This window comes from Catellatospora sp. TT07R-123 (assembly GCF_018327705.1).
Classification (GTDB): domain Bacteria; phylum Actinomycetota; class Actinomycetes; order Mycobacteriales; family Micromonosporaceae; genus Catellatospora.
On record NZ_BNEM01000001.1, the window covers coordinates 3,109,920 to 3,131,049 of the forward strand.

A 21,130-nucleotide genomic window follows, 5' to 3' on the forward strand; every position below is an offset into this window, starting at 1 on the left:
GGGTCAGAAGGCGCGCAGGTACTGGTCGGGCCAGTGCGGCTCGGCGCCCAGCTTGGCCAGGGCGCGGCGCGGCCAGTACGGGTCGCGCAGCAGTTCCCGGCCCAGCAGCACCAGGTCGGCCTGGCCGTCGGCGACGATCTGCTCGGCCTGCTCCGGCTCGGTGATCAGGCCGACCGCCCCGGTCGGCACGACCGCGTCGCGGCGCACCCGCTCCGACAGCGGCACCTGGTAGCCGGGGCCGAGCGGGATCTGCGCGTGCGGGTCGGCGCCGCCGGACGAGCAGTCGATGAGGTCGGCCCCGGCGCGGGCCAGCTCGATCGCGAACTGGACCGAGTCGTCGGCGGTCCAGCCGCCCTCGGTCCAGTCGGTGGCGGAGATCCGTACCAGGACAGGGGTCTGGTCGCCGACCGCGGCCCGCACCGCGCGGACCACCTCCAGGGCCAGCCGCGTGCGCCCCTGCCACGACCCGCCGTAGCCGTCGGTGCGGTGGTTGGTCAGCGGCGAGTAGAACTCGTGCAGCAGGTAGCCGTGCGCGGCGTGCACCTCGACGGCCTGGAACCCGGCGTCCACGGCATACACCGCGGCCTGGGCGAACGCGGCGACGACCGCGTCGATCCCGGCCTGGTCCAGCGCGGCGGGCGTGCGGTAGTTCGGCACGAACGGCTGCCCGCCCGGTCCGACCGGGGTCCAGCCGCCGTCGGCGTCGGCGACCCCGCCGCGCTCGGCGGCGAACGGCCACCAGGTCGACGCCTTGAACCCGGCGTGCGCGAGCTGCACCGCGGGCACCGCGCCCTGCGCCGCGATCAGCGCGGTGATCGGGCGCCAGGCGTCCACGTGCGCCGGTGACCACAGGCCGGTGTCGCGCGGGGAGATGCGGCCCTCCGGCACGACCGCCGTGGCCTCGGTGAGGATCAGGCCGGCGCCGCCGACGGCGCGGGCCGCCAGGTGCGCCAGGTGCCAGCCGGTGGGCAGGCCGTCGCCCTCGGCCGAGTACTGGCACATCGGCGCCAGGGCGATGCGGTTGGGCAGGGTCACGTCACGCAGCCGCAGCGGCTGGGCCAGGGAGGTCACGGTGCCACCCTACGACCGGCGGCTCCGCCTTCGACCGGCTCGTGAGGTGCATCGCAGGCAGGAATATCCGGGCAGGGACCGGGGCGGACGACCGGTGTCGTCCGCCCCGGAACCCGCATTGGTCAGGCGTCGGCGAGCATCTGCTGGCGCAGCGTGCCGATGCAGCGGGTGAGCAGCCGGGACACGTGCATCTGCGACACCCCGATCTGCTCGGCGATCTGGGCCTGGTTGTAGCCGCACCCGAACCGCAGCGACAGGATCCGCCGCTCCCGGGTCGGCAGCTCCTTCAGGTACTGCCGCAGCGCGTGCAGGTCCGCCACCGCCTCGATGTCCTGATCGGCCTCACCGATCAGCTCACCGATCTCCAGATCGCCGTCCTCGCCGCTGACCGCGACGTTGAGCGAACCGGTCCGGTACGCCTGCGCGCAGTGCACCGCCGACCGGACCTCCTCCACGGTCGTGCCCAGGTGCTCGGCCAGGTCCGCCGACGTGGGCCACCGGCCCAGCTCCTGGCTCAGCTGCGGCGACACCCGGTTGACGTCCAGGTACAGCTCCTGCATCCGGCGCGACACCCGCATGCTCCAGCCGCGGTCACGGAAGTGGCGCTTGAGCTCACCCACCACCGTCGGCACCGCGAAATGCACGAACGCCGAACCGCGGGAGGGGTCGAACCGGTCGATGGCCTGGATCAGGCCGACAGTGGCCACCTGGACCAGGTCCTCGGTGTCCACACCACGGTGCCGGAAACGCCGGGCCAGGCGCTCGGCCAGCGGCAGCCAGGCGCAGATCGCCTGCTGGCGCAGATCTTCACGAGCCGGGTCGTCCGGACCCGCCTCAGCGAGACGGACCAGGACCGCCTCGGCCATGGGGCCGTCGAGGTCGTCGGAGGAGACAGACGCGCTGACGGGGGACTCGACGGCGACCTTACGGTCGACGGTGCTGATGATGCTGATGGTCATTGCAGTTTCCTCACCGCAGTGAACCGCGTCGGAACCGGTGCGCCCTGCGCACACGGCCGCGGTCCTCTGTTCGGCGTCGACACCCGCTTCTTGAGCGTCGTGAAAACGGCTGTGGGGCCGTGCCCGACACGCGTGCCGGGCAGACAAGACCATACCGTCTATCGTCTGAAAGTACTAGTCCAGACCAGAGATTCAGTCACGTTACTGGCTCGGCCCGGCCCGGCCCTGGCAACGGCTCAGAAGGCGAAGCCCGCCGTGACCGCCCGGTGGTCGGTGCCGGGCGTACGCTGCACGCCCGCCTGCGTCGCCGTGAGTCCACGGTAGAGCACCTGGTCAGGGCGCATGAACGGCAGCGAGGACGGCCAGGTGAAGCCGAACCCCCAGCCCGCTTCGGCCTGGGCGTCGGCCAGCTGGTCGGTCAGCGGCGCGATGGCGCGGTCGGTGGCGGCGGTGTTGAAGTCGCCCAGCACCACCACCCGCTTCGCGCTGTCGCCCCGGACGGCCTGGGCCAGCATGTCGACGGTGCGGTCACGGGTGGCGGTGTCGTTGACCCGGGCCGAGCCCAGGTGCACCACGTATACGGCGATCTCGCCCTGGGGGGCGCGCACCGTCGCCCGCAGCGCGCGGACCCAGTCCAGCCCGGTGTCGACGTCGGTGACCGTCGCGATCGGATAGCGGCTGAGCAGTGCGACCGTCGAGCGGCGCGCGCTGTACGGGTACTGCCTGGTCTCGCTCTCGGCCAGCGACTCCAGCGTGGCGCCGGTCGCCTCCTGGAGCGCGACCAGGTCGGGGTTGCCGACGGTGAGCGCCGCGACGGTGGTGGCCGGGTCGGGGTTGTCGGCGTACAGGTTCTGGCTGGCCACCCGCAGTTCGACCGGGCCGCCCGGCGGGGGCAGCAGCGCGCGGCCGAACATGGCGGCCCAGATGACGGCGGGCAGTGCGACCACCAGCAGCGCGCGCCAGGAACGGGCCAGCAGCGCGAGCACGACCAGCACCGGGATCGCCAGCCCGAACACGGGGGCGATCGTGTCGAGGATGCTGCCCACGCCATGCCAGTTGGGCAGCAGTCGGTGAACGGCCAGGAACAGCGCCAGCAGCACCGCGGCGGTGCCGACCAGAACCGCCCGCCATGGCCGCTTCTTGGCCGGGGGCACGCCCTTCACCTTTTCGATCTCGATGGTGGTCACTGTCCGTATGTTACCTGCCCGGACTCGAATCAAACTCGGAATCGGGGCGGGACCGGTCCCGCCCCGACGGCGCAGTCCCCGCGAACCATGCGGCTCGCGGGGACTCCGTCCAGTTCAGCTCGGGTCAGCAGCCGGGCAGGCGCTCGATGAGGTACGTCTCCACCCGGTCGAGCGACACGCGCTCCTGCACCATCGAGTCACGATCACGGACCGTCACGGCGTTGTCTTCCAAGGTGTCGAAGTCGACCGTCACGCAGTACGGCGTGCCGATCTCGTCCTGGCGCCGGTAGCGGCGGCCGATCGCCTGGGCGTCGTCGAAGTCGACGTTCCACCGCATCGACAGCGTCTTCTGCAGCTCACGGGCCTTCGGCGAGAGCTGCTCGTTGCGCGACAGCGGCAGCACGGCGACCTTGACCGGGGCCAGGCGCTTGTCGAAGCGCATGACCGTCCGCTTGTCGACGCCGCCCTTGGTGTTGGGCGCCTCGTCCTCGTCGTACGCCTCCAGCATGAAGGCGAGCACGGCGCGGGTCAGACCCGCCGCGGGCTCGATCACGTACGGCACCCAGCGCTCGCTCTTGTCCTGGTCGAAGTAGGACAGGTCGACGCCCGAGTGCTTGCTGTGCGTGGTGAGGTCGAAGTCGGTGCGGTTGGCGATGCCCTCCAGCTCCGAGAAGTCGGTGCCGCCGAACTGGAAGCGGTACTCGATGTCCACCGTCCGCTTGGAGTAGTGGGACAGCTTCTCCTTCGGGTGCTCGAACATCCGCAGGTTCTCCGGCGAGATACCGAGGTCGAGGTACCAGTTCCAGCGCTGCTCCAGCCAGTACTCGTGCCACTGCTCGTCGGTGCCGGGCTCGACGAAGAACTCCATCTCCATCTGCTCGAACTCACGCGTACGGAAGATGAAGTTGCCGGGCGTGATCTCGTTGCGGAAGCTCTTGCCGACCTGCGCGATGCCGAACGGCGGCTTCTTGCGCGCGGTCGTGGCCACGTTCGCGTAGTTCACGAAGATGCCCTGCGCGGTCTCGGGGCGCAGGTAGTGCACGCCCTCGGCGCTCTCGACCGGGCCCAGGAAGGTCTTCATCATGCCGTTGAACATGCGCGGCTCGGTGAAGACGCCCTTGTTGCCGCAGTTCGGGCAGTTCAGGTCCGACAGCACGAAGGTCGCGCCCGGCTTCTTCGCCAGGAACGCCTCCTCCAGGTGGTCGGCGCGGAAGCGCTTGTGGCAGCTGGTGCACTCGGTCAGCGGGTCGACGAACGCCTCCAGGTGGCCCGAGGCCTCCCAGACCTGGCGGGCCAGGATGACGGCCGAGTCCAGGCCGACGATGTCGTCGCGCTGCTGGACCATGGTCTTCCACCACTGCCGCCGCACGTTGTCCTTCAGCTCCACGCCGAGCGGGCCGTAGTCCCAGGCCGAGCGGGTGCCGCCGTAGATCTCGCTCGACGGGTAGACGAAACCCCGGCGCTTGGCCAGGCTGACGACGGAGTCGATCCGGTCCGCGGGCATTTCGGGCTCCATTCCGTTGGAGTTTGCCGCCGGCTGGCTGTCGGCGGAGGTCGGCGGGCGCACCCGCGCGACGATCAAGACACTACGGGTCACGGACAGTGACCCGCATCGGGTTTACGCTACTGCACCGCTCCCGGGCCCGCGGCGCCGGTCGAGGCGTGTTCAGCTGCGGCCGCAGACCTCGAACTGGCCCGTCTTACGGTCCTGGGCCAGGTAGTAGACGACCTTCCCGCTGGTGCCGTCGGCGTAGGTCTCGTCGACCGGCAGTTCGAGGTCGCTGCCGTTGACGTCGATCTTGCCCAGCTCGTACGAGCGGACCTTCTCCGGGCGCGACTGCTCCCGCCGGGTGAACCGGTCGAGGTCCAGCTGCTTCTGCTCGGCGTCGCAGAGCAGGCCGTACGCCTTGTCGTAGTCGCGGTCGCGCAGCGCGTCGAGATAACGGCCGACCTGGGCGCGGGCCTGCTCGTTGAGCGCCTGCACCTGCGTGGCCAGCACCCCGACGCCCGTGACCAGCCCACCGCCGCAGCACAGCACCAGCAGCAGCCCGGCGATGCCCAGCCCCCAGCCCAGCCGGGTGCCGCCGCCCTCGGTCGGGGCGGCCGGGAACGGCGGGCGGGCCCCAGGGCCCGGCGGCACCGCGGGGGTCGCGGACATCTCCGTCATGGCCGCGATCATATGGCGTCGGCGCCGCGGCCCGCTCCCACGCGCTTGATCAGGTGCTGATCAGGCGCGGTCACTGGCACGGGCGACGATCTCGCCGCCGGGCTCGGCCGAGGCGAGCGACTCGTACGCGCACGGCTCCATCAGCGACTGGGCCAGCAGCGGGGTCGCGGTGACCTTGACGTCGAACCCGCCCAGCGCCCGCCGGTAGGCGCCCACGCTCTCCCACTCCGTGAGCAGGCACCAGTGCTCCGGCTCGTCCAGCGACCGGGTGAGCTCGCCGCGCACGTAGCCGGGGCGGGCCGCCAGCGCGGCCAGCGCGGCGTGGGCGCGCTCGACGAAGCCCTCGGTGTCGTCGGTGATCACGAAGCGGTTGAACATCAGCACACTGCGCAGCCTACGACCCCCGCCCCCCGAAGGAGGAAGGGCACCTTCTTATCGTTCTACGTGATAGCAGGTGCCCTTCCCGACGGAGGACGGAAACGTGGTCGAGGCTCAGCAGCAGCATTTGTTGACACGGCTGTCGCGCATCGGGCGGCTGCCGGCGTTCCTGGGCACCCTCGTCGTGCTGGGCGCGGCGCTGCTGCTGCCCGCCCCGTACGGCGGAATCCTGCTGCTCCTGCTCGCCGGCGCGCTGGCCGGGCTGCTGTCCACCACCTGGCGGGTGCAGCCTGCCTCCACCCGGGCCCTGCGCGTGACCGTGCTCGCCCTGCTCGTGGCCGCCGCCGCACTGCGCCTCACCCACTGACCCCGCCTCACCCACTGACCCGCCTCGCCCAGGGGCGGGTGGGCTGAGCTGCGTATGCGTCGGTATGCATCCATGCGTTTTTGACAATCGTTCTCATTTTCAGCCACAGTGGGTTCATGTTGAGCCGATCCCTGCGCCGCGCCGCGACCGGTGGCGCCGCCGCTGTGCTGCTCGTCGCTCTGGCGGCCTGCTCCGGTTCCGGGAGCAGTGACGGCCGTCTTTCTGTCGTGACCGGGTTCTACCCGCTCCAGTTCGTGACGGAGCGCATCGGCGGCGCCCACGTCAAGGTCACCAACCTGGCCGCCCCCGGCGCCGAGCCGCACGACATCGAGCTCAAGCCCTCCCAGGTCGGGGCGATCTCCAACGCGGCCCTGGTGATCCGGTTCAAGGGGGTCCAGCCGCAGCTCGACGACGCCGTCGGGCAGAACGCCGCCGGGCACGACCTGGACGTGTCCACGGTCACCCCGCCCGCCACCGGCCCCAACCACCGCGGGGCCACCGAGGACGCCGGCGCGCCCGACCCGCACGTGTGGCTCGACCCGACCCGCCTGGCCGCGATCGCGGGCGACGTCTCCGGCAGGCTGGCCAAGCTCGACCCCGACCACGCCGCCGACTACGCGAACAACACCGACGCGCTGCTCCAGGAGCTGACCAAGCTCGACGGGGAGTTCGCCGCCGGGCTCAAGCAGTGCCGGCGGCACGAGATCGTCACCAGCCACGCCGCCTTCGGCTACCTCGCCGACCGGTACGGCCTGACCCAGCTCGCCCTGTCCGGCCTCAGCCCCGACACCGAGCCCACGCCGCAGCAGCTGGCGACGGTGGCGGCCGAGGCCAGGCAGGCGGGCGCGACCACGATCTTCTTCGAGACGCTGGTGTCGCCGAAGGTCGCCGAGACGCTCGCCACCGAGGTGGGGGCCAAGACGGCGGTGCTCGACCCGCTGGAAGGGCTGACCGAGGGCGGGACGGGTGACTACCTGTCGGTCATGCGTACCAATCTCGAAGCGCTGCGTACGGCGTTGGGATGTTCATGAGCGAGCGCAGCGAGCGGATCATCGGCACAGCGCGGCCCGTGCCTCAGGCGCAGCGGCCGCGAAGCGGGTGGTCCGCGTGAGCGCCCCGTCGGTCCTCGCCATCGATCACGGGGCGGTCGTCTACGGCGAGCGCCCCGTGCTGCGCGATCTGAATCTGTACGTCGCCCCCGGCGAGGTGGTGGCGATCCTGGGTGCCAACGGCAGCGGCAAGTCCACCCTGGTCCGGGCCGCCCTCGGCCTGGTCCCGCTCGCCGCGGGCGAGGTCACCCTGTTCGGGGTGCCCCGGCGGCGCTTCCGCCAGTGGCACCGCATCGGGTACGTGCCGCAGCGCCTCGGCGCGGGCGGCGGCGTCCCCGCCAGCGTCGGCGAGGTCGTCGCGTCGGGACGGCTGGCCGCCCGCGGCTTCCTGCGCCCGCGCCGCTCCGGCGACCGGCGGGCCGTCACCGACGCGCTCACCGCCGTCGGCCTGACCGACCGGGAGCACGACCCGGTGGCCTCGCTCTCCGGCGGCCAGCAGCAGCGCACGCTGATCGCCCGCGCCCTGGCCGGGCAGCCCGACCTGCTGGTGCTCGACGAGCCGACGGCCGGGGTCGACGCCGCCTCGCAGGAGGCGTTCGCGCGGGCGCTGCGCGACTTCGTGACCGGCGGCGGCACCGTGCTGCTGGTCGCGCACGAACTCGGGCCGCTGGAGCCGGTGATCAGCCGGGCGGTCGTCGTACACGACGGGGTGATCGCGCACGACGGCGCGATCCCCCACCCCACCGGCCACCACGCCGACCCTCACCACGACCACGTGCACCCGCACGAACCCCAGGACCCGCCGAGCATCTGGGGGTCGCGCTGATGAGCCTCATCGACATGATGTCGCAGCCGTTCATGCAGATGGCCCTGATCGGTGCGCTGATCACCGGGCTGATCGCGCCGTCGCTGGGCATCTACCTGGTGCAGCGCAAGATGTCGCTGATCGGCGACGGCATCGGCCACATCGCCCTGACCGGCGTCGGCGTCGGCCTGCTCACCGGCACCTCCCCCGTGCTGACCGCGATCGTGGTCTCGACGCTGGGCGCGGTCGCGGTGGAGCTGATCCGCGAGCGCGGCCGCACCTCCGGCGACATGGCCCTGGCGATCCTGTTCTACGGCGGCATCTCCGGCGGCGTGTTCCTGGTCGAGCTCGCCCCGGGCAAGAGCAACGCCAACCTGACCGCGTACCTGTTCGGATCGCCGCTGACCCTCAAGCCCGCCGATCTGGTCGTGATGGGGGTGCTGGGGGCGTGCGTGCTCGCGGTGACCCTCGGGCTGCGGCCGTGGCTGTTCGCCATCTGCCAGGACGAGGAGTACGCCAAGGTCTCCGGCCTGCCGGTGCGGCTGCTCAACCTGCTGCTGGCCGTGATGACCGCGGTCACCGTCACCGTCGCGATGCGCTCGGTCGGCCTGCTGCTGATCAGCGCGCTCATGGTGGTGCCCGTCGCCGCCGCGCAACTGATCTCGCGGGGTTTCCGCGGCACCATGACCCTGGCCATGCTCGGCGGCCTGGTCGCCGCGGGCGCCGGGACGACGATCTCGGCCGGGTTCGACACCGCCACCGGCGCCACCATCGTGCTCACCGCCATCGCCCTGTTCGTGCTGGTCGCGGTCGTGACCTCGGCGCTGCGCCGGATGCGGCGGCCCGCGACCGTGCCGATCAGCACCGAACCGCCGGAGTGCGCCCTTGATTGCTGAAATGCGGGCGATTGGGAGCCAGTCGGCATACGGGGCTACCGTGGTGGGCGTGAGCCACACCGAGTCCTACGCGCGCGCCGGAGAGCTGCTGCGGGCGCTGGCCGCACCGGTGCGCATCGCGATCGTGACCGAACTGGCCGCCGCGGGGCCACGCCACGTGCATGAGCTGGTCGACCGGTTGCAGGTGACGCAACCGCTGGTGTCACAGCACCTGCGGGTGCTGCGGTCGGCCGGGGTGGTGCGCGCCGAGCGGCACGGCCGCGAGATCGCATACTCCCTGGTGGACGAGCATGTGGCACACATCGTGGCCGATGCGGTCACCCACGCCGGGGAGGGCAGGCCATGACCGCGCCCGCCCGCAACACCCGCCAGCGGTCCGCGGTGGCCACCCTGCTGTCCGAGGTGGAGGGATTCCACAGCGCGCAGCAGCTGCACGCGATGCTGCGCGACCGCGGCGAGCGCGTCGGACTGACCACGGTGTACCGCACGCTGCAGGCCCTGGCCGACGCGGGCGACATCGACGTGATGCGCCCGCCCAACGGCGAGCAGCTGTTCCGGCGCTGCTCGGACGGGCACCACCACCATCTGGTGTGCCGCCGTTGCGGGCGTACCGTCGAGGTGGCCGGGCCCGCCGTGGAGTCGTGGGCGGACCGGGTCGCGGCGCAGCACGGGTTCGTCGACGTCAGCCATACGCTGGAGATCTTCGGCACCTGCCAGGGCTGTGCCAAGAGCTGAGGCTCGCGCGGCGGGGGTTTGCGTTCCGCGCACGCGGATCACAATGCTGTCATGAAACTCTATGCGGAGAAGCCGTGGCGGTTCACCCGGCAGATCGTGGCCGACATGGCTGCCATCGTGTGGAGCGCGGTGTGGATCTGGGCGGCGGTCACCCTCTACCACCTGGTCCAGAAGCTGGCGGTGCCCGGGCAGAAGCTGGAGAGCGCGGGCGGCAGCCTCGCCGCCGACCTGACCTCGGTGCAGGACCGCGCCCGCGGCATCCCGCTCGTCGGTGACCAGGTCAGCGCGCCGTTCGGCAACGCGGCCAAGGCCGCCGGCACCATCGCCGAGGCGGGTCGCGACCAGCAGGACGCCGTCGGCAGCCTCGCCACCGCGCTGGCCTGGCTCACCGCCGGCATCCCGGTGCTGATGGCGCTGGTGCTGTGGCTGCCGCTGCGGATGTCGTGGATCCGGGCCGCGAGCACGGCGGCGAAGCTGCGCCGGTACGAGGGCGGCAGCGAGCTGCTCGCCCTGCGCGCCCTGGCCACCGCCCCGCTGCGCCGGGTGGCGTCGCTGGACAGCACGGTGGTGGCGGGGTGGCGGCGGGGCGACACTGCCGCGATCGACCAGCTCGCCGCGCTCGAACTGCGCCGCCTCGGCCTGCGCGGCTCGCCCCGGGAGTAGGGAAGGGCAGGTGCCCTCCCCTGCTCCGCGTCAGCGGGGTGGGATGCGGCGGCGGACGTCGGGGGTCGCAGACGGCCCGGGGTGCCAGGCCGCGACCCACTCCCCCTCCGTCGGCGGGGCGACGATACCCTGCTCGAACTCGGTGTACGCCCCGTCGAGCACCCGCCGGGCCAGGGCCGCGTCGGTGGCGTCGGTGTTGTGCCACAGTGCCCGGCGCAGCACCTCCACCCGGTCGCGGGCCTGGCGGCAGAACGCGTCGGCCAGCTCGACCTGCTCGCGCTGGTCCGACGCCGCAGCCCGGGAGCAGGTCCCGGCGATGGCGAACAGCTCGGCGCCGATGTCGACGATCCGGCCCAGGAAGACCTGCCGGTGCTCCAGCCGCCCCTGCCAGCGGGCCATGCCCCGGAACGTGTCGCGGGCCAGGCGGCGCGCGGCCCGTTCGGCGAAGCGGACGTGCGGGGCCAGGCGGCCGAAGGAGCGGTAGCCGCCCAGGGTGCCGCGCCCGACGAGGAGGGTGGGCAGCCAGCGGGCGTAGAACCAGGTGGCCCGGCCCAGCGCCGACGCCTTGGCGCCCAGCGTCGACTTCGGGTCGATCAGCGCGCCCGCGACCGACAGGTGCTGGTCGACGGCCTCACGGGCGATGAACAAATGCATGATCTCGGTCGAGCCCTCGAAGATGCGGTTGATGCGCATGTCGCGCAGCAGCTGCTCGACCCCGATCGCCTTCTCGCCGCGAGCGGCCAGCGACTCGGCGCTCTCATAGCCGCGCCCGCCCCGGATCTGGACCAGCTCGTCGACCACCCGCCACCCCTGCTCGGAGCCGTACAGCTTGACCAGGGCGGCCTCGATGCGGAAGTCGTTGCGGTCGTCGTCGGCCAGCAGGCAGCACAGGTTCAGCATCGACTCCATGCCGTACGCCGTTGCCGCGAGGTAGGCGATCTTCGTGGCGACCGCCTCGTGCTGCCCGACGGCCCGGCCCCACTGCACCCGCTGCGCCGACCACTGCCGGGCCACGCTCACGCACCACTTCGCCGTGCCGACGCACATCGCCGGCAGCGACAGCCGACCGGTGTTCAGCGTGCTCAGCGCGATCTTCAGGCCCTGGCCCTCCCCGCCGATGACGTTCTCGGCGGGCACGAGCACGTCGTGGAAGCGGGTGACGCTGTTCTCCAGCCCGCGCAGGCCCAGGAACGCGTTGCGGCGCTCCACGGCCACCCCGTCGGCGTCGCCCTCGACCACGAACGCGGTGATGCCGCCGCGGTGCCCCTCCGACCTCGGCACCAGTGCCATCACCACCAGCAGCGTCGCCACGGTGCCGTTGGTGGCCCACAGCTTCACCCCGTTCAGGCGGTAGCCGCCCCCGACCGGGACGGCGGTGGCCGACATGCGGGCCGGGTCGGAGCCGACGTCGGGCTCGGTGAGCAGGAACGCCGACACCTCGCCCGCGGCCAGTCGCGGCAGGAAGCGCTGCTTCTGCTCGGCGGTGCCGAACAGCTTGAGCGGCTGCGGCACGCCGATGGACTGGTGCGCCGACAGCAGCGCGCCGATGGCCGGGCTGACCGAGCCCGCCAGCTCCAGCGCGCGGCAGTAGTCGAGATGGGACAGGCCGAGCCCGCCGTACTTGGGATCGATCTTCATACCGAAGGCGCCGAGGTCGGCGAGGCGGTGGAACACCTCGTCGGGGATGCGGGCGTCGCGTTCGATCGCGGCGCCGTCGACCTCGGTGCGGACGTACCGTTCCAGCCGGGCCAGGAACTGCTCGGCGTCGGGGTCGGGGGTGGGGCTGGGCCACGGGTGGATCAGGTCCATCCGGAGCCGTCCCAGGAACAGCTGCTTACCGAAACTGGGTTTGAGCCACTGGCTCTCCCGGGCGGCCTCGGCCACCTCCCGGGACTGGTCTGCGCTCACCTCTCGCTGCGTGGTCGTCATATCGACACCCCTGTCGTCTGTCGCCCTGGAATTCAAGCTACCGCCGAGTACCTACTGATCGGTAGCGTTCGGGGGCAAACCTGGACGGGGGTATGAGTGAAGCCGCAGTTTCGGGGAAACAGCTGCCATCGAGGGCGACGACGACGCCCCTCCCTTCATAAACGTTGGCCTATCTCATCGACTGAAGGAAGATCGAAGTCGACGACATAGGCCAACGTTTATGAAAAACCAGGTGGGACGGACGCGGGCGAGCGGTTACTCGTACTGCTCCTTCGGGGCGGCCACCGGGCGCCAGGTGGCGACGTTGAGGAACGGGATGTCCTCGCCGTTGACCGGGTCGGCCAGCGTCTGGGTGCTGTACGTCCCCGTCACCTCCAGCCACGTGTCCGGGGCGGCGCCCTCGGGGGCGCTGCCGGTCAGCCCCACCTTGATCGGCCGCGCGTCGGCCGCGCAGCAGGACAGGATCATGCGGGTCAGCAGCGGCTTGCCGTCGGGGTCCAGCGACACGAACCCGGTCAGCTGCACCGTGCGCTCGCCGAGGGAGGTGCCGTTGTCGAAGATGGCCCGGGTGGCGTAGTCCAGGACGCTGAGCCGCACCGGGTCGCCCTCCGGCAGCGGCGGGAAGTCGCTGGTCCGCTGCGAGGACAGCGCGGTGCCGGCCTGGCCGGCGGCGTACGAGCCGAGCGCCGGCGGGGCCACCAGCAGCAGTCCGAGCACGGGCGCGATGAGCAGCCAGCCGATCCGGGGTTCGCGGTGGCCGTGGCCGCCGCCGGAGTGCCCGGCGTGCTCGTCGGCGTGGTCGTCGTCGGCGTGGTCGTGGCCGTCGGCGCACTCGGTGTCGACGGTGGTGCCGTGCCTGACGTCGTACCAGATGGTCATGATCGCGGCCAGGACCAGCAGCAGCCCGGCGCCGATCAGGAACGGCTGGAGCCCGGCCTTGACGTAGCGCAGGTACATGTCGGTGAGGCTGGCCTTCAGGATGGCGCCGCCCAGCAGCAGCATCACCACGCCCTGCGCCTGACGGTTCACAGCAGCACCCACCCGATCCCGGCCGCGACCACGATCGCGGTGACGAAGGTGGCCGGGGCGAACCGGAACGCGAAGCGGCGCCCGAACACCCCGGCCTGCATGGAGATGAGCTTCAGGTCGACCATCGGGCCGACGACCAGGAACGCCAGCCGGGCGGTGAGCGAGAACTGGCTCAGCGAGGCGGCGACGAACGCGTCAGCCTCGGAGCAGATCGACAGCAGCACGGCCAGGCCCGCCAGCGCGATCACCGCGAGCACCGGCCGGTCGGCGACGCGTTGCAGCACCGACTCGGGTACGAGGACGTTGATGGTGGCGGCGGCCATCGCGCCGAGCACCAGGAACCCGCCGGCGTGCACGATGTCGTGGCGGCAGGCGGCCCAGAAGGCGCGCCAGCGCGACAGGTCGTCCAGTTCGGGCCGGTGCGGCAGCCGGATCCACTCGGCCTTGCCCAGGCGCAGCCACAGCCAGCCCATCAGCATCGCGACGACGATGCTGGCCACGCCCCGGGCGACGACCATCTCGGGATCGTTCGGGAACGCGACCGCGGTCGCGGTCAGCACGATCGGGTTGATCGCGGGCGCGGCGAGCAGGAACGCCAGCGCGGCGGCCGGGGTGACGCCGCGGCGGATCAGCGACCCGGCGATCGGCACCGAGCCGCACTCGCAGCCGGGCAGGATCACCCCGGCGCAGCTGGCGACCGGCACGGCCAGGGCGGGATGCTTGGGCAGCGCCTTCGCCCAGAACGAGCGGGGCACGAAGACCGCGATCACCGCCGACAGCACGACGCCGAACACCAGGAACGGCGTGGCCTGCACCATCACCGAGACGAACACGGTGGTCCAGGTCTGCATGCGCGGCGTCGACAGCACCGACGCCAGCGGGGCCCGGAAGATCAGCAGTGCGATCAGCACCGCGGCGAGCACTTCGACGGAGCCGAGGCGGCGCCGTTTCGGTGCGGCCGTCCCGGGGGTATGACTGTCAGTGCCGCGCACCTGATCGACAGCGGTCACGGGGGTCCTCACCTCGACGGGATGTGCCGACCGGCACAGGTTACCTGCCGCGGGTTCGGTGCTAGCCTGTCCGACACAAGCACCGCGTATACAGCGGGTACACAGTTTGAAAACGACAGGGGAGCGCACAGCGCTGAGAGTGCGGCAGCAGGCCGCAGACCCTCGAACCTGATCTGGGTAATGCCAGCGCAGGGAGTTCGGTCAACACCTCACCGCCACGCCGGTCCGCCCGCCATACTCGTAAACGGGGCATAGCGGGCGTACGGCGTGCGCCTTCTCCTCGTTCGTCCCCTCACGAACAAGGAGCCACATCCGATGCACAGCTTCCGTTGGCGGACCGTCGACATCGTCGTCGCGTCCGTGCTCGCCGCCGCCTTCGGCGTCATCTTCTGGGCCTGGGGCCTGCTCTGGAACGGCCCCGCTTCCGCCGTCTTCAGCGGCTTCTTCCCGCCCGCCTCGGCCGCCATCTACGGCGTATGGCTGATGCCCGCCGTCCTCGCCCCGCTGATCATCCGCAAGCCGGGTGCGGCGGTCTACACCGAGCTCGTCGCCGCCTCGATCTCCGCGCTGCTCGGCACCACCTGGGGCTTCTCCGTGCTGTGGTACGGCCTGGCCGAGGGCCTGGCCGGCGAGCTCGGCTTCGCCGCGTTCCGCTGGCGCCGCTGGGAGCTGCCGCAGGCCCTGATCGCGGCCCTGCTCTCCGGGGCCACCGCCGCCGTACTCGACCTGACCGTCTACTACGCCGACTGGAGCTTCGACTACAAGGTCAGCTACTTCGCCATCGTGGTGGCCAGCACGCTCGTCGTCGCCGGGCTCGGCGGCATGCTGCTGACCAAGGCCCTGGCCCGCACCGGGGTGCTCGACCGGTTCCCGTCGGGCCGCGTCCGCGACCTGGTCTGACGGTGATCCGGCTCAACGGGTACGGCTGGCGCCACGCCGGACGCCGAGCCTGGGCGGTGCGCGGGCTCGACCTGCGCATCGCCCCCGGCGAGCGGGTGCTGCTGCTCGGCCCGTCCGGGGCGGGCAAGTCCACGCTGCTGCACGCCCTGGCCGGGCTGCTGCCCGACGACTCCGGCCAGGCCGAGGGCGAACTGCGCGTCGACGCGGGCGTCGGCATCGTGTTCCAGGACCCGCAGTCGCAGCTGGTCATGTCCCGCGCCGGGGACGAGGTCGCGTTCGGGCTGGAGAACCTCGGCTGGCCCGCCGAGCGCATCTGGCCCCGCGTCGACGAGGTTCTCGCGCAGGTCGGGTTCGGACCGGACCGGTCCCGGCCCACCGGCGCCCTGTCCGGCGGCGAGCAGCAGCGGCTGGTCCTGGCCGGGGCGCTGGCACCCCGGCCCGGCCTGCTGCTGCTCGACGAGCCGACCGCCAACCTCGACCCCGCCGGAGCCGGGCAGGTGCGCCGGGCGCTGCGCGACGCGGTCGGCTCCGACACCACCCTGGTGCTGGTCGAGCATCGCATCGCCGAGGTGCTGGACCTGGTCACCCGGGTGGTGGTGCTGGAACCGGGCGGCGGCGTGCGCGACGACGTGCCCCCGGCGCTGCTGCGCGGGCCGCTCGGCGACGACCTCGCCGCCGCCGGGGTGTGGGTGCCCGGCCATCCCCCGCCGCGCCTGCCCGCCGCCGGGCCGCCCGGCGACGTGCTCGTGTCCAGCCACGACCTGCGCGTACGCGACCTGGCCCTGCCCGACACCACCGCCCGCGCCGGTGAGGTGCTGGCGGTCACCGGCCCCAACGGCAGTGGCAAGTCCACCCTCGCCCTGGCCCTGGGCGGCCTGCTCAAGCCGGCGGCCGGCGAGGTCCGCACCCGGTACGGCGCCCCGCACCGCTGGCGCGCGCCCGTGCTCGCCGCCCGGATCGGCTCGGTGTTCCAGAACCCCGAGCACCAGTTCGTCACCGCCACCGTGCGCGAGGAACTGGCCCTGGGCGGCACCGCCCCGGCCCGCCAGGACGAGCTGCTGGAACGGCTGCGCCTGACGCACCTGGCCGGGGCCAGCCCGTTCACGCTGTCCGGCGGCGAGGCCCGGCGGCTGTCGGTGGCGACCGCGCTGGCGGCCCGGCCCGAGCTGCTGATCCTCGACGAGCCGACGTTCGGCCAGGACCGGCGTACCTGGCTGGAACTGGTCGGCATGCTCGCCGGACTGCGCGACGGCGGGCACGGCGTCGTCACCGTCACCCACGACCCCGACGTCGTCACCGCCCTGGCCGACCGCGTCGTGTCCCTGCCGGGCCCGCCTACCTCCTACCCGGACGCCTTCGACTCGGACGGAGGCACTTCGTGATCGTTCCGCCGACCGCCGACGTGACCGGGCGCTGGGCGCCGCTGGCCCGGCGTACCCCCGTCTCGAAGATCGTCGCCCTGGCGCTGTTCACCACCGCGGCGCTGTTCACCCGCGACCTCGCCGCGCTGACGTTCTCGCTGGCCGTGACCCTGCTGGCGGCGCCGCTGTTCGGGATCACGCCGTGGGGGCTGCTGCGGCGCGGCTGGCCCGCGCTTTTCGCGGCCGCGACCGTGGTGCTGTCGCTGACGCTGTTCGCGGCCGACCGGTCCGGGACCGTGCTGCTGCACTTCGGGCCGTTCCTGGTCACGACGACCGTACTGGCCAACGCGCTGACGCTGGCGCTGCGGCTGCTCGCCATCGCGCTGCCCAGCATCCTCGTGTTCAGCACCACCGACCCCACCGACCTGGCCGACTCGCTGATCCAGCACGCCCGGGTGCCCGCCCGGTTCGCGATCGGGGCGCTGGCGGCGTTCCGGCTGGTCGGGCTGCTGGGCGAGGAGTGGCGGACCATCACGACGGCCCGCCGGGCGCGCGGGCTGGACGCTGGCGGGAACCCGGTGCGCTGGGCGAGGCTGTTCGCCGGTACGGCGTTCGGGCTGCTGGTCGGGGCGATCCGGCGCGGAACCCGGCTCGCGGTGGCGATGGACGCGCGCGGCTTCGACGCCGGAGTCCCGCGCGGCCTGGCACGCCCGATGCCCTGGCACCCCGCCGACTGGCTCCTCATCCTCACCGCCCTCGCCCTCGCCCTCACCACCCAACTCCTCGCCCACCACTGACCACCCCCCGCCGAAGCGGGCCGCGGGCCTTCCGGGTCCGGGTGGGGTGATCGCTGTCTGCGGTCACTACCTCGCCCGGGGGTTCACCTTTCGACCGGCAACGGCGATCTTCGCGATAGTGTGGGGCGGAATGGGGGTTTTGCGGGGATAGGCGCGGGGGTTGAGGAGGGGTGAGCGGTTGATATTCGGTTGATCACCGCTGACGGGGTGGAGCAGTATTCCGCCGCCGAGCTGCCCGCACTGCTACGGCGCCCGGACGGGATCGTGTGGGCCGACGTGCCGGTCGGCGACGCCGCGGCCGGAGCCGTGCTCGCGGAGGCGTTCGGGTTCCACGCGCTGGCGGTACGCGACTGCGTCGAGCGCAACCGGGTACCCAAGATCCACGTCTACCCCGATCACGTCTTCGTCGTCCTGCACGCCCCCGAGCAGGGCGCGGCGGGCCACGTCCACTTCATCGAGCTGGACCAGTTCATCGGGGCGCGGTATCTGGTGACGGTGCACGGGCCGGTCAACCCGGCGGTCGAGCCGGTGGCGACCACGTACGAGACGGCCGAGGTGCTGCGGCGGCTGGAGTCGGGGCGCCTGCGGCCGAGGTCGCCGTTCGAGCTGTCGTACGCCATCGTGTCGGCGCTGGCCCGGCGCCAGGAAGCCTTCATCGAGCGGCAGACCGGTGAGGTGTGGCGGCTGGAGCAGCGGGTCACCAGCGGGCGGTTCGGCGATACGGAGAAGTTCCTGGAGGAGCTGTTCCAGACCCGGCACGGGCTGATCGCGGTACGGACCATGGCCACGCTGAGCCGCGAGGTGTACGGCAGGCTGGCGAGCCTGGGCCGGCTGGGCACCGGCGGCGTGACCGGCCCCGAGGACCGGCTGCTGCTGGACGACATCGTCGATCAGTTCGACCGGGTGCGCGCCATCGCCCACGGGCAGGCCGACTACCTCCAGGGCGTGATCGAGTTCTACCGCACCCGGACCGACACCAAGATGACCATCGCCGCCGAGCGCCTGGCCGTCATCGCGGTGGTCACCCTCCCCGTCACGGCCCTGTCCTCCATCTACGGCATGAACCTGATCGTCAACCGGCAGACCGACGTCCCCCAGCTGGCCCTGGTCCTCGCGGTGATGGTCGCCATGTCCATCACCCTCCTCCGCTGGGCCAAACACCAGGGCTGGTGGTAGCCGTCGCGGGTGTCACCTGGAGTCGATCAGGAAGCTGTGCCCATGACACGCCGTCGAGCCGTGCCATAAGTTCATGATCGACGCCTCAGAGGGCGGGGGCCGGTGGGGGGACCGGGTTGGGGAGGGCGCCGCCGAAGCGGCGGTCGCGCTGGGCGTAGAGCTCGCAGGCGTACCACAGGTGGCGGCGGTCGAAGTCGGGCCAGAGGGTGTCCAGGTAGACGTGCTCGGCGTACGCGGACTGCCAGATGAGGTAGTTGCTGGTGCGCTGCTCGCCGGAGGGGCGCAGGAAGAGGTCCACGTCGGGGACCTCGGGGTGGTAGAGGTAGCGGGCGAAGGTCTTCTCGTTGATCTTGTCGGGCTTGAGGCGGCCTGCGGCGACGTCGCGGGCGATCGCGGCGGCCGCGTCGGCGATCTCGGCCTGGCCGCCGTAGTTGACGCAGAACTGGAGCGTCAGCTTGGTGTTGTTCCGGCTGAGCTGCTCGGCGGTCTCCAGCTCGTCGATGACGCTCTTCCACAGGCGCCCGCGGCGGCCCGACCACACGATGCGCACGCCGAGCTCGTTGAGCTGGTCGCGGCGGCGGCGGATGACGTCGCGGTTGAAGCCCATCAGGAAGCGCACCTCCTCGGGCGAGCGCTTCCAGTTCTCGGTGGAGAACGCGTACGCCGACAGGTAGGGCACCCCGATCTCCAGCGCGCCCTCGATGGCGTCGAACAGCGAGAACTCGCCGCGCTTGTGCCCCTCGGTGCGCGGCAGCCCGCGGTCCTTGGCCCAGCGGCCGTTGCCGTCCATCACGACCGCGATGTGCTTGGGCAGCGCGTCGGCGGGCAGCCTGGGCGGGGTCGCCCCGCTGGGGTGCGGGGTGGGCAGCTTGGGTTCGCGTCGCGTGCGCAGCAAGGTGCTCTTCCCCCAGATGTCAGGGCCCGGATGTCAGGGCTAGGCCGGCTCCCGGCGATCAACCAACGGCAGAGAGCGTAGCTGCCGCTCCAGGTGCCACTGCAAGTGCGCCGCCACGAAACCCGCACATTCGCGCTGCACGGGTGCCTCGGCGCCCTCGGCCGCGGCCCAGTCCCCGATGAGCAGGGCGGACATCAGGTCGAGGGCGGCCGGGTCCGGATGGGCGGCGCCGGGTGGGCGGCAGTTGAGGCAGGTGACCCCGCCGGAGGGTACGGAGAAGGCCCGGTGCGGCCCCGGCTCGCCGCACACCGCGCAGTCGCGCAGCGCGGGCGCCCAGCCCGCCTGGGACATCGCCCGCAGCAGGTACGCGTCGAGCACCAGCGTGGCGGGGCGCTGGGCCTCGGCCAGCGCCCGCAGCGCGCCGAGCGTGAGCTGGTACAGCCGCATCGCGGGCTCCCGCTCGACCGGGGTGAGCCGCTCGGCCAGCTCCACGATCGCGCTGGCCGCGGTGTAGCGCGGGTAGTCGGACAGGAACCGGCGCCCGAGCAGATCGCGCGCCTCGACCTGGGTGACGCTGTCCAGCGAGGTGCCCTCGCTGCACTGCACGTCGATGTGGCTGAACGGTTCGAGGCGCGCGCCGAAGCGCGAGGTGGTGCGGCGCACGCCCTTGGCGACCGCGCGGACCCGGCCGTGCTGGCGGGTGAGCAGGGTGACGATGCGGTCGGCCTCGCCCAGCTTCTGCGCCCGCAGCACGAGGGCGTCGTCGCGGTAGAGGGGTCGGCGCATGCCCGGCATGCGCCCAATCTACGCGGCGGGACCGACGCCCTCGCGGCTGCCGCTAGAAGCCCAGGCGGCGCAGCTGGCGCGGGTCGCGCTGCCAGTCCTTGGCGACGCGGACGTGCAGGTCGAGGTAGACCCGGGTGCCGAGCAGCTCCTCGATGTCGGCGCGGGCCTTCATGCCGACCTCCTTGAGCCGCGAGCCCTTGGCGCCGATCATGATGGCCTTCTGGCTCTGCCGCTCGACGTAGACGTGGGCGTACACCTTGGTGAGGTTGTTCTCGCCCGGGATGATCTCCTCGACCAGGACCGCGATGGAGTGCGGCAGCTCGTCGCGTACGCCCTCCAGGGCCGCCTCGCGGATCATCTCGGCGATGAGCACGTGCTCGGGCTCGTCGGTGAGCATGCTGTCGGGGTAGAGCTGCGGCGACTGCGGCAGGTACCCGATCATGACGTCGACCAGGCGGTCGAGGTTGTCGCTGCCGACGGCGCTGACCGGGACCACGGCGGCGAACGCGCCGAGCGCGTCGACCGCGAGCAGCTGCTCGGCCAGCGCGTCCTTGCTGACCAGGTCGGTCTTGGTGACCACCGCGACGACGGTGGCCTTGAGCTCGGCGATCTCGCCCGCGATGAAGGTGTCGCCCTTGCCGACCGGCTCGTTGGCCGGGATGCACAGGCCGATCACGTCGACCTCGCTCCAGGTCGCGCGGACCAGGTCGTTGAGGCGCTCGCCGAGCAGGGTGCGCGGGCGGTGCAGCCCTGGGGTGTCGACCAGCACCAGCTGCGCGTCGGGGCGGTGCAGCACCGCGCGGATGACGTGCCTGGTGGTCTGGGGCTTGTTCGAGGTGATCGCGATCTTCTGGCCCACGATCGCATTGGTGAGTGTCGACTTGCCGGCGTTCGGTCGTCCGACGAAACAGGCAAAACCGGCACGGTATGAGTTATCCGCCACGCCCGTACGCTACCGTGCCCCGACTCC

Annotated in this window: 23 protein-coding genes and 1 riboswitch; of the genes, 11 read left to right on the forward strand and 12 right to left on the reverse strand. The window is 72.1% G+C overall.

Translation table 11 applies throughout. From position 1 onward, the window contains the following. Positions 1-3: 3 nt before the first annotated feature. The 6 genes from Cs7R123_RS13245 to Cs7R123_RS13270 form a co-directional block, all read right to left on the reverse strand. A complete protein-coding gene (locus Cs7R123_RS13245; protein ID WP_212826484.1) occupies positions 4-1,071 on the reverse strand; it encodes an NADH:flavin oxidoreductase/NADH oxidase in 1,068 nt (355 codons plus the stop codon). Positions 1,072-1,193: 122 nt separating this feature from the next. Then, complete coding sequence (locus tag Cs7R123_RS13250) at positions 1,194-2,030, reverse strand: SigB/SigF/SigG family RNA polymerase sigma factor (RefSeq protein ID WP_244871803.1); 837 nt, start codon at positions 2,028-2,030, stop codon at positions 1,194-1,196. 236 nt (positions 2,031-2,266) lie between these two features. Then, the gene (locus tag Cs7R123_RS13255; protein ID WP_244871804.1) at positions 2,267-3,217 is read right to left on the reverse strand and encodes an endonuclease/exonuclease/phosphatase family protein; all 951 of its coding nucleotides are present in this window, start codon (positions 3,215-3,217) and stop codon (positions 2,267-2,269) included. 124 nt (positions 3,218-3,341) lie between these two features. Next, positions 3,342-4,721: a glycine--tRNA ligase gene (locus tag Cs7R123_RS13260; protein WP_212826486.1), complete on the reverse strand. Its 1,380-nt coding sequence runs from the start codon at positions 4,719-4,721 to the stop codon at positions 3,342-3,344. Positions 4,722-4,883: 162 nt separating this feature from the next. Further along, the gene (locus Cs7R123_RS13265; RefSeq protein ID WP_212826487.1) at positions 4,884-5,384 is read right to left on the reverse strand and encodes a hypothetical protein; all 501 of its coding nucleotides are present in this window, start codon (positions 5,382-5,384) and stop codon (positions 4,884-4,886) included. 60 nt (positions 5,385-5,444) lie between these two features. Next, on the reverse strand, positions 5,445-5,768 hold the full coding sequence (locus Cs7R123_RS13270; protein WP_212826489.1) for an antibiotic biosynthesis monooxygenase: 324 nt from the start codon (positions 5,766-5,768) through the stop codon (positions 5,445-5,447). Between the two features lie 97 nt (positions 5,769-5,865). Between Cs7R123_RS13270 and Cs7R123_RS13275 the strand changes: the two genes are divergently transcribed. The 7 genes from Cs7R123_RS13275 to Cs7R123_RS13305 all read left to right on the forward strand — a co-directional run bounded on the left by Cs7R123_RS13275 (position 5,866) and on the right by Cs7R123_RS13305 (position 10,277). After that, entirely contained in the window at positions 5,866-6,129 is a 264-nt protein-coding gene (locus Cs7R123_RS13275) for a hypothetical protein (RefSeq protein ID WP_244871805.1), read from the forward strand. 116 nt (positions 6,130-6,245) lie between these two features. Continuing rightward, positions 6,246-7,160 (forward strand): metal ABC transporter substrate-binding protein, encoded by a 915-nt coding sequence (locus Cs7R123_RS13280; protein WP_212826490.1) that lies wholly within the window; start codon positions 6,246-6,248, stop codon positions 7,158-7,160. Positions 7,161-7,236: 76 nt separating this feature from the next. After that, on the forward strand, positions 7,237-8,004 hold the full coding sequence (locus Cs7R123_RS13285; protein WP_212826492.1) for a metal ABC transporter ATP-binding protein: 768 nt from the start codon (positions 7,237-7,239) through the stop codon (positions 8,002-8,004). Positions 8,005-8,012: 8 nt separating this feature from the next. Continuing rightward, positions 8,013-8,879, forward strand: a complete 867-nt coding sequence (locus Cs7R123_RS13290; RefSeq protein ID WP_212829139.1) for a metal ABC transporter permease — start codon at positions 8,013-8,015, stop codon at positions 8,877-8,879. Position 8,880: 1 nt separating this feature from the next. Next, positions 8,881-9,225, forward strand: coding sequence for a helix-turn-helix transcriptional regulator (locus Cs7R123_RS13295; protein WP_212826493.1), 345 nt, complete (start codon positions 8,881-8,883; stop codon positions 9,223-9,225). After that, positions 9,222-9,614, forward strand: coding sequence for a Fur family transcriptional regulator (locus Cs7R123_RS13300; RefSeq protein WP_212826495.1), 393 nt, complete (start codon positions 9,222-9,224; stop codon positions 9,612-9,614). The genes Cs7R123_RS13295 and Cs7R123_RS13300 overlap by 4 nt, the downstream gene beginning before the upstream one ends. A gap of 51 nt (positions 9,615-9,665) precedes the next feature. Continuing rightward, positions 9,666-10,277, forward strand: a complete 612-nt coding sequence (locus Cs7R123_RS13305; protein ID WP_212826497.1) for a hypothetical protein — start codon at positions 9,666-9,668, stop codon at positions 10,275-10,277. 30 nt (positions 10,278-10,307) lie between these two features. Here the strand turns inward: Cs7R123_RS13305 and Cs7R123_RS13310 are convergent, their stop codons facing one another. The 3 genes from Cs7R123_RS13310 to Cs7R123_RS13320 all read right to left on the reverse strand — a co-directional run bounded on the left by Cs7R123_RS13310 (position 10,308) and on the right by Cs7R123_RS13320 (position 14,227). Continuing rightward, the gene (locus tag Cs7R123_RS13310) at positions 10,308-12,206 is read right to left on the reverse strand and encodes an acyl-CoA dehydrogenase family protein (protein ID WP_212826498.1); all 1,899 of its coding nucleotides are present in this window, start codon (positions 12,204-12,206) and stop codon (positions 10,308-10,310) included. A gap of 255 nt (positions 12,207-12,461) precedes the next feature. Next, positions 12,462-13,235 carry a TIGR03943 family protein gene (locus tag Cs7R123_RS13315; RefSeq protein WP_212826499.1) on the reverse strand — a complete coding sequence of 258 codons (774 nt, stop codon included), beginning with the start codon at positions 13,233-13,235 and terminating at the stop codon, positions 12,462-12,464. Further along, positions 13,232-14,227, reverse strand: a complete 996-nt coding sequence (locus Cs7R123_RS13320) for a permease (protein ID WP_212829140.1) — start codon at positions 14,225-14,227, stop codon at positions 13,232-13,234. The genes Cs7R123_RS13315 and Cs7R123_RS13320 overlap by 4 nt, the downstream gene beginning before the upstream one ends. A 125-nt stretch (positions 14,228-14,352) precedes the next feature. Continuing rightward, positions 14,353-14,458, forward strand: a riboswitch (TPP riboswitch). A 102-nt stretch (positions 14,459-14,560) separates the two neighbouring features. Between Cs7R123_RS13320 and Cs7R123_RS13325 the strand changes: the two genes are divergently transcribed. The 4 genes from Cs7R123_RS13325 (at position 14,561) to Cs7R123_RS13340 (ending at position 18,479) form a co-directional block, all read left to right on the forward strand. After that, entirely contained in the window at positions 14,561-15,145 is a 585-nt protein-coding gene (locus Cs7R123_RS13325; protein WP_212826501.1) for an ECF transporter S component, read from the forward strand. Continuing rightward, the gene (locus Cs7R123_RS13330; RefSeq protein ID WP_212829141.1) at positions 15,142-16,527 is read left to right on the forward strand and encodes an ABC transporter ATP-binding protein; all 1,386 of its coding nucleotides are present in this window, start codon (positions 15,142-15,144) and stop codon (positions 16,525-16,527) included. The genes Cs7R123_RS13325 and Cs7R123_RS13330 overlap by 4 nt, the downstream gene beginning before the upstream one ends. Then, entirely contained in the window at positions 16,524-17,303 is a 780-nt protein-coding gene (locus Cs7R123_RS13335) for an energy-coupling factor transporter transmembrane protein EcfT (protein ID WP_244871806.1), read from the forward strand. Before Cs7R123_RS13330 ends, Cs7R123_RS13335 begins: the two co-directional genes overlap by 4 nt. A 207-nt stretch (positions 17,304-17,510) precedes the next feature. Further along, entirely contained in the window at positions 17,511-18,479 is a 969-nt protein-coding gene (locus Cs7R123_RS13340; RefSeq protein ID WP_244871807.1) for a magnesium transporter CorA family protein, read from the forward strand. Positions 18,480-18,564: 85 nt separating this feature from the next. Here the strand turns inward: Cs7R123_RS13340 and Cs7R123_RS13345 are convergent, their stop codons facing one another. The 3 genes from Cs7R123_RS13345 to era are packed head-to-tail and all read right to left on the reverse strand — an operon-like array spanning position 18,565 to position 21,103. Beyond that, positions 18,565-19,371, reverse strand: a complete 807-nt coding sequence (locus tag Cs7R123_RS13345; protein WP_374706988.1) for an isoprenyl transferase — start codon at positions 19,369-19,371, stop codon at positions 18,565-18,567. 42 nt (positions 19,372-19,413) lie between these two features. Next, positions 19,414-20,169: a DNA repair protein RecO gene (gene recO / locus Cs7R123_RS13350; protein ID WP_212826506.1), complete on the reverse strand. Its 756-nt coding sequence runs from the start codon at positions 20,167-20,169 to the stop codon at positions 19,414-19,416. Between the two features lie 43 nt (positions 20,170-20,212). Further along, the gene (gene era / locus Cs7R123_RS13355; protein WP_212826508.1) at positions 20,213-21,103 is read right to left on the reverse strand and encodes a GTPase Era; all 891 of its coding nucleotides are present in this window, start codon (positions 21,101-21,103) and stop codon (positions 20,213-20,215) included. Between the last annotated feature and the right edge of the window lie 27 nt (positions 21,104-21,130).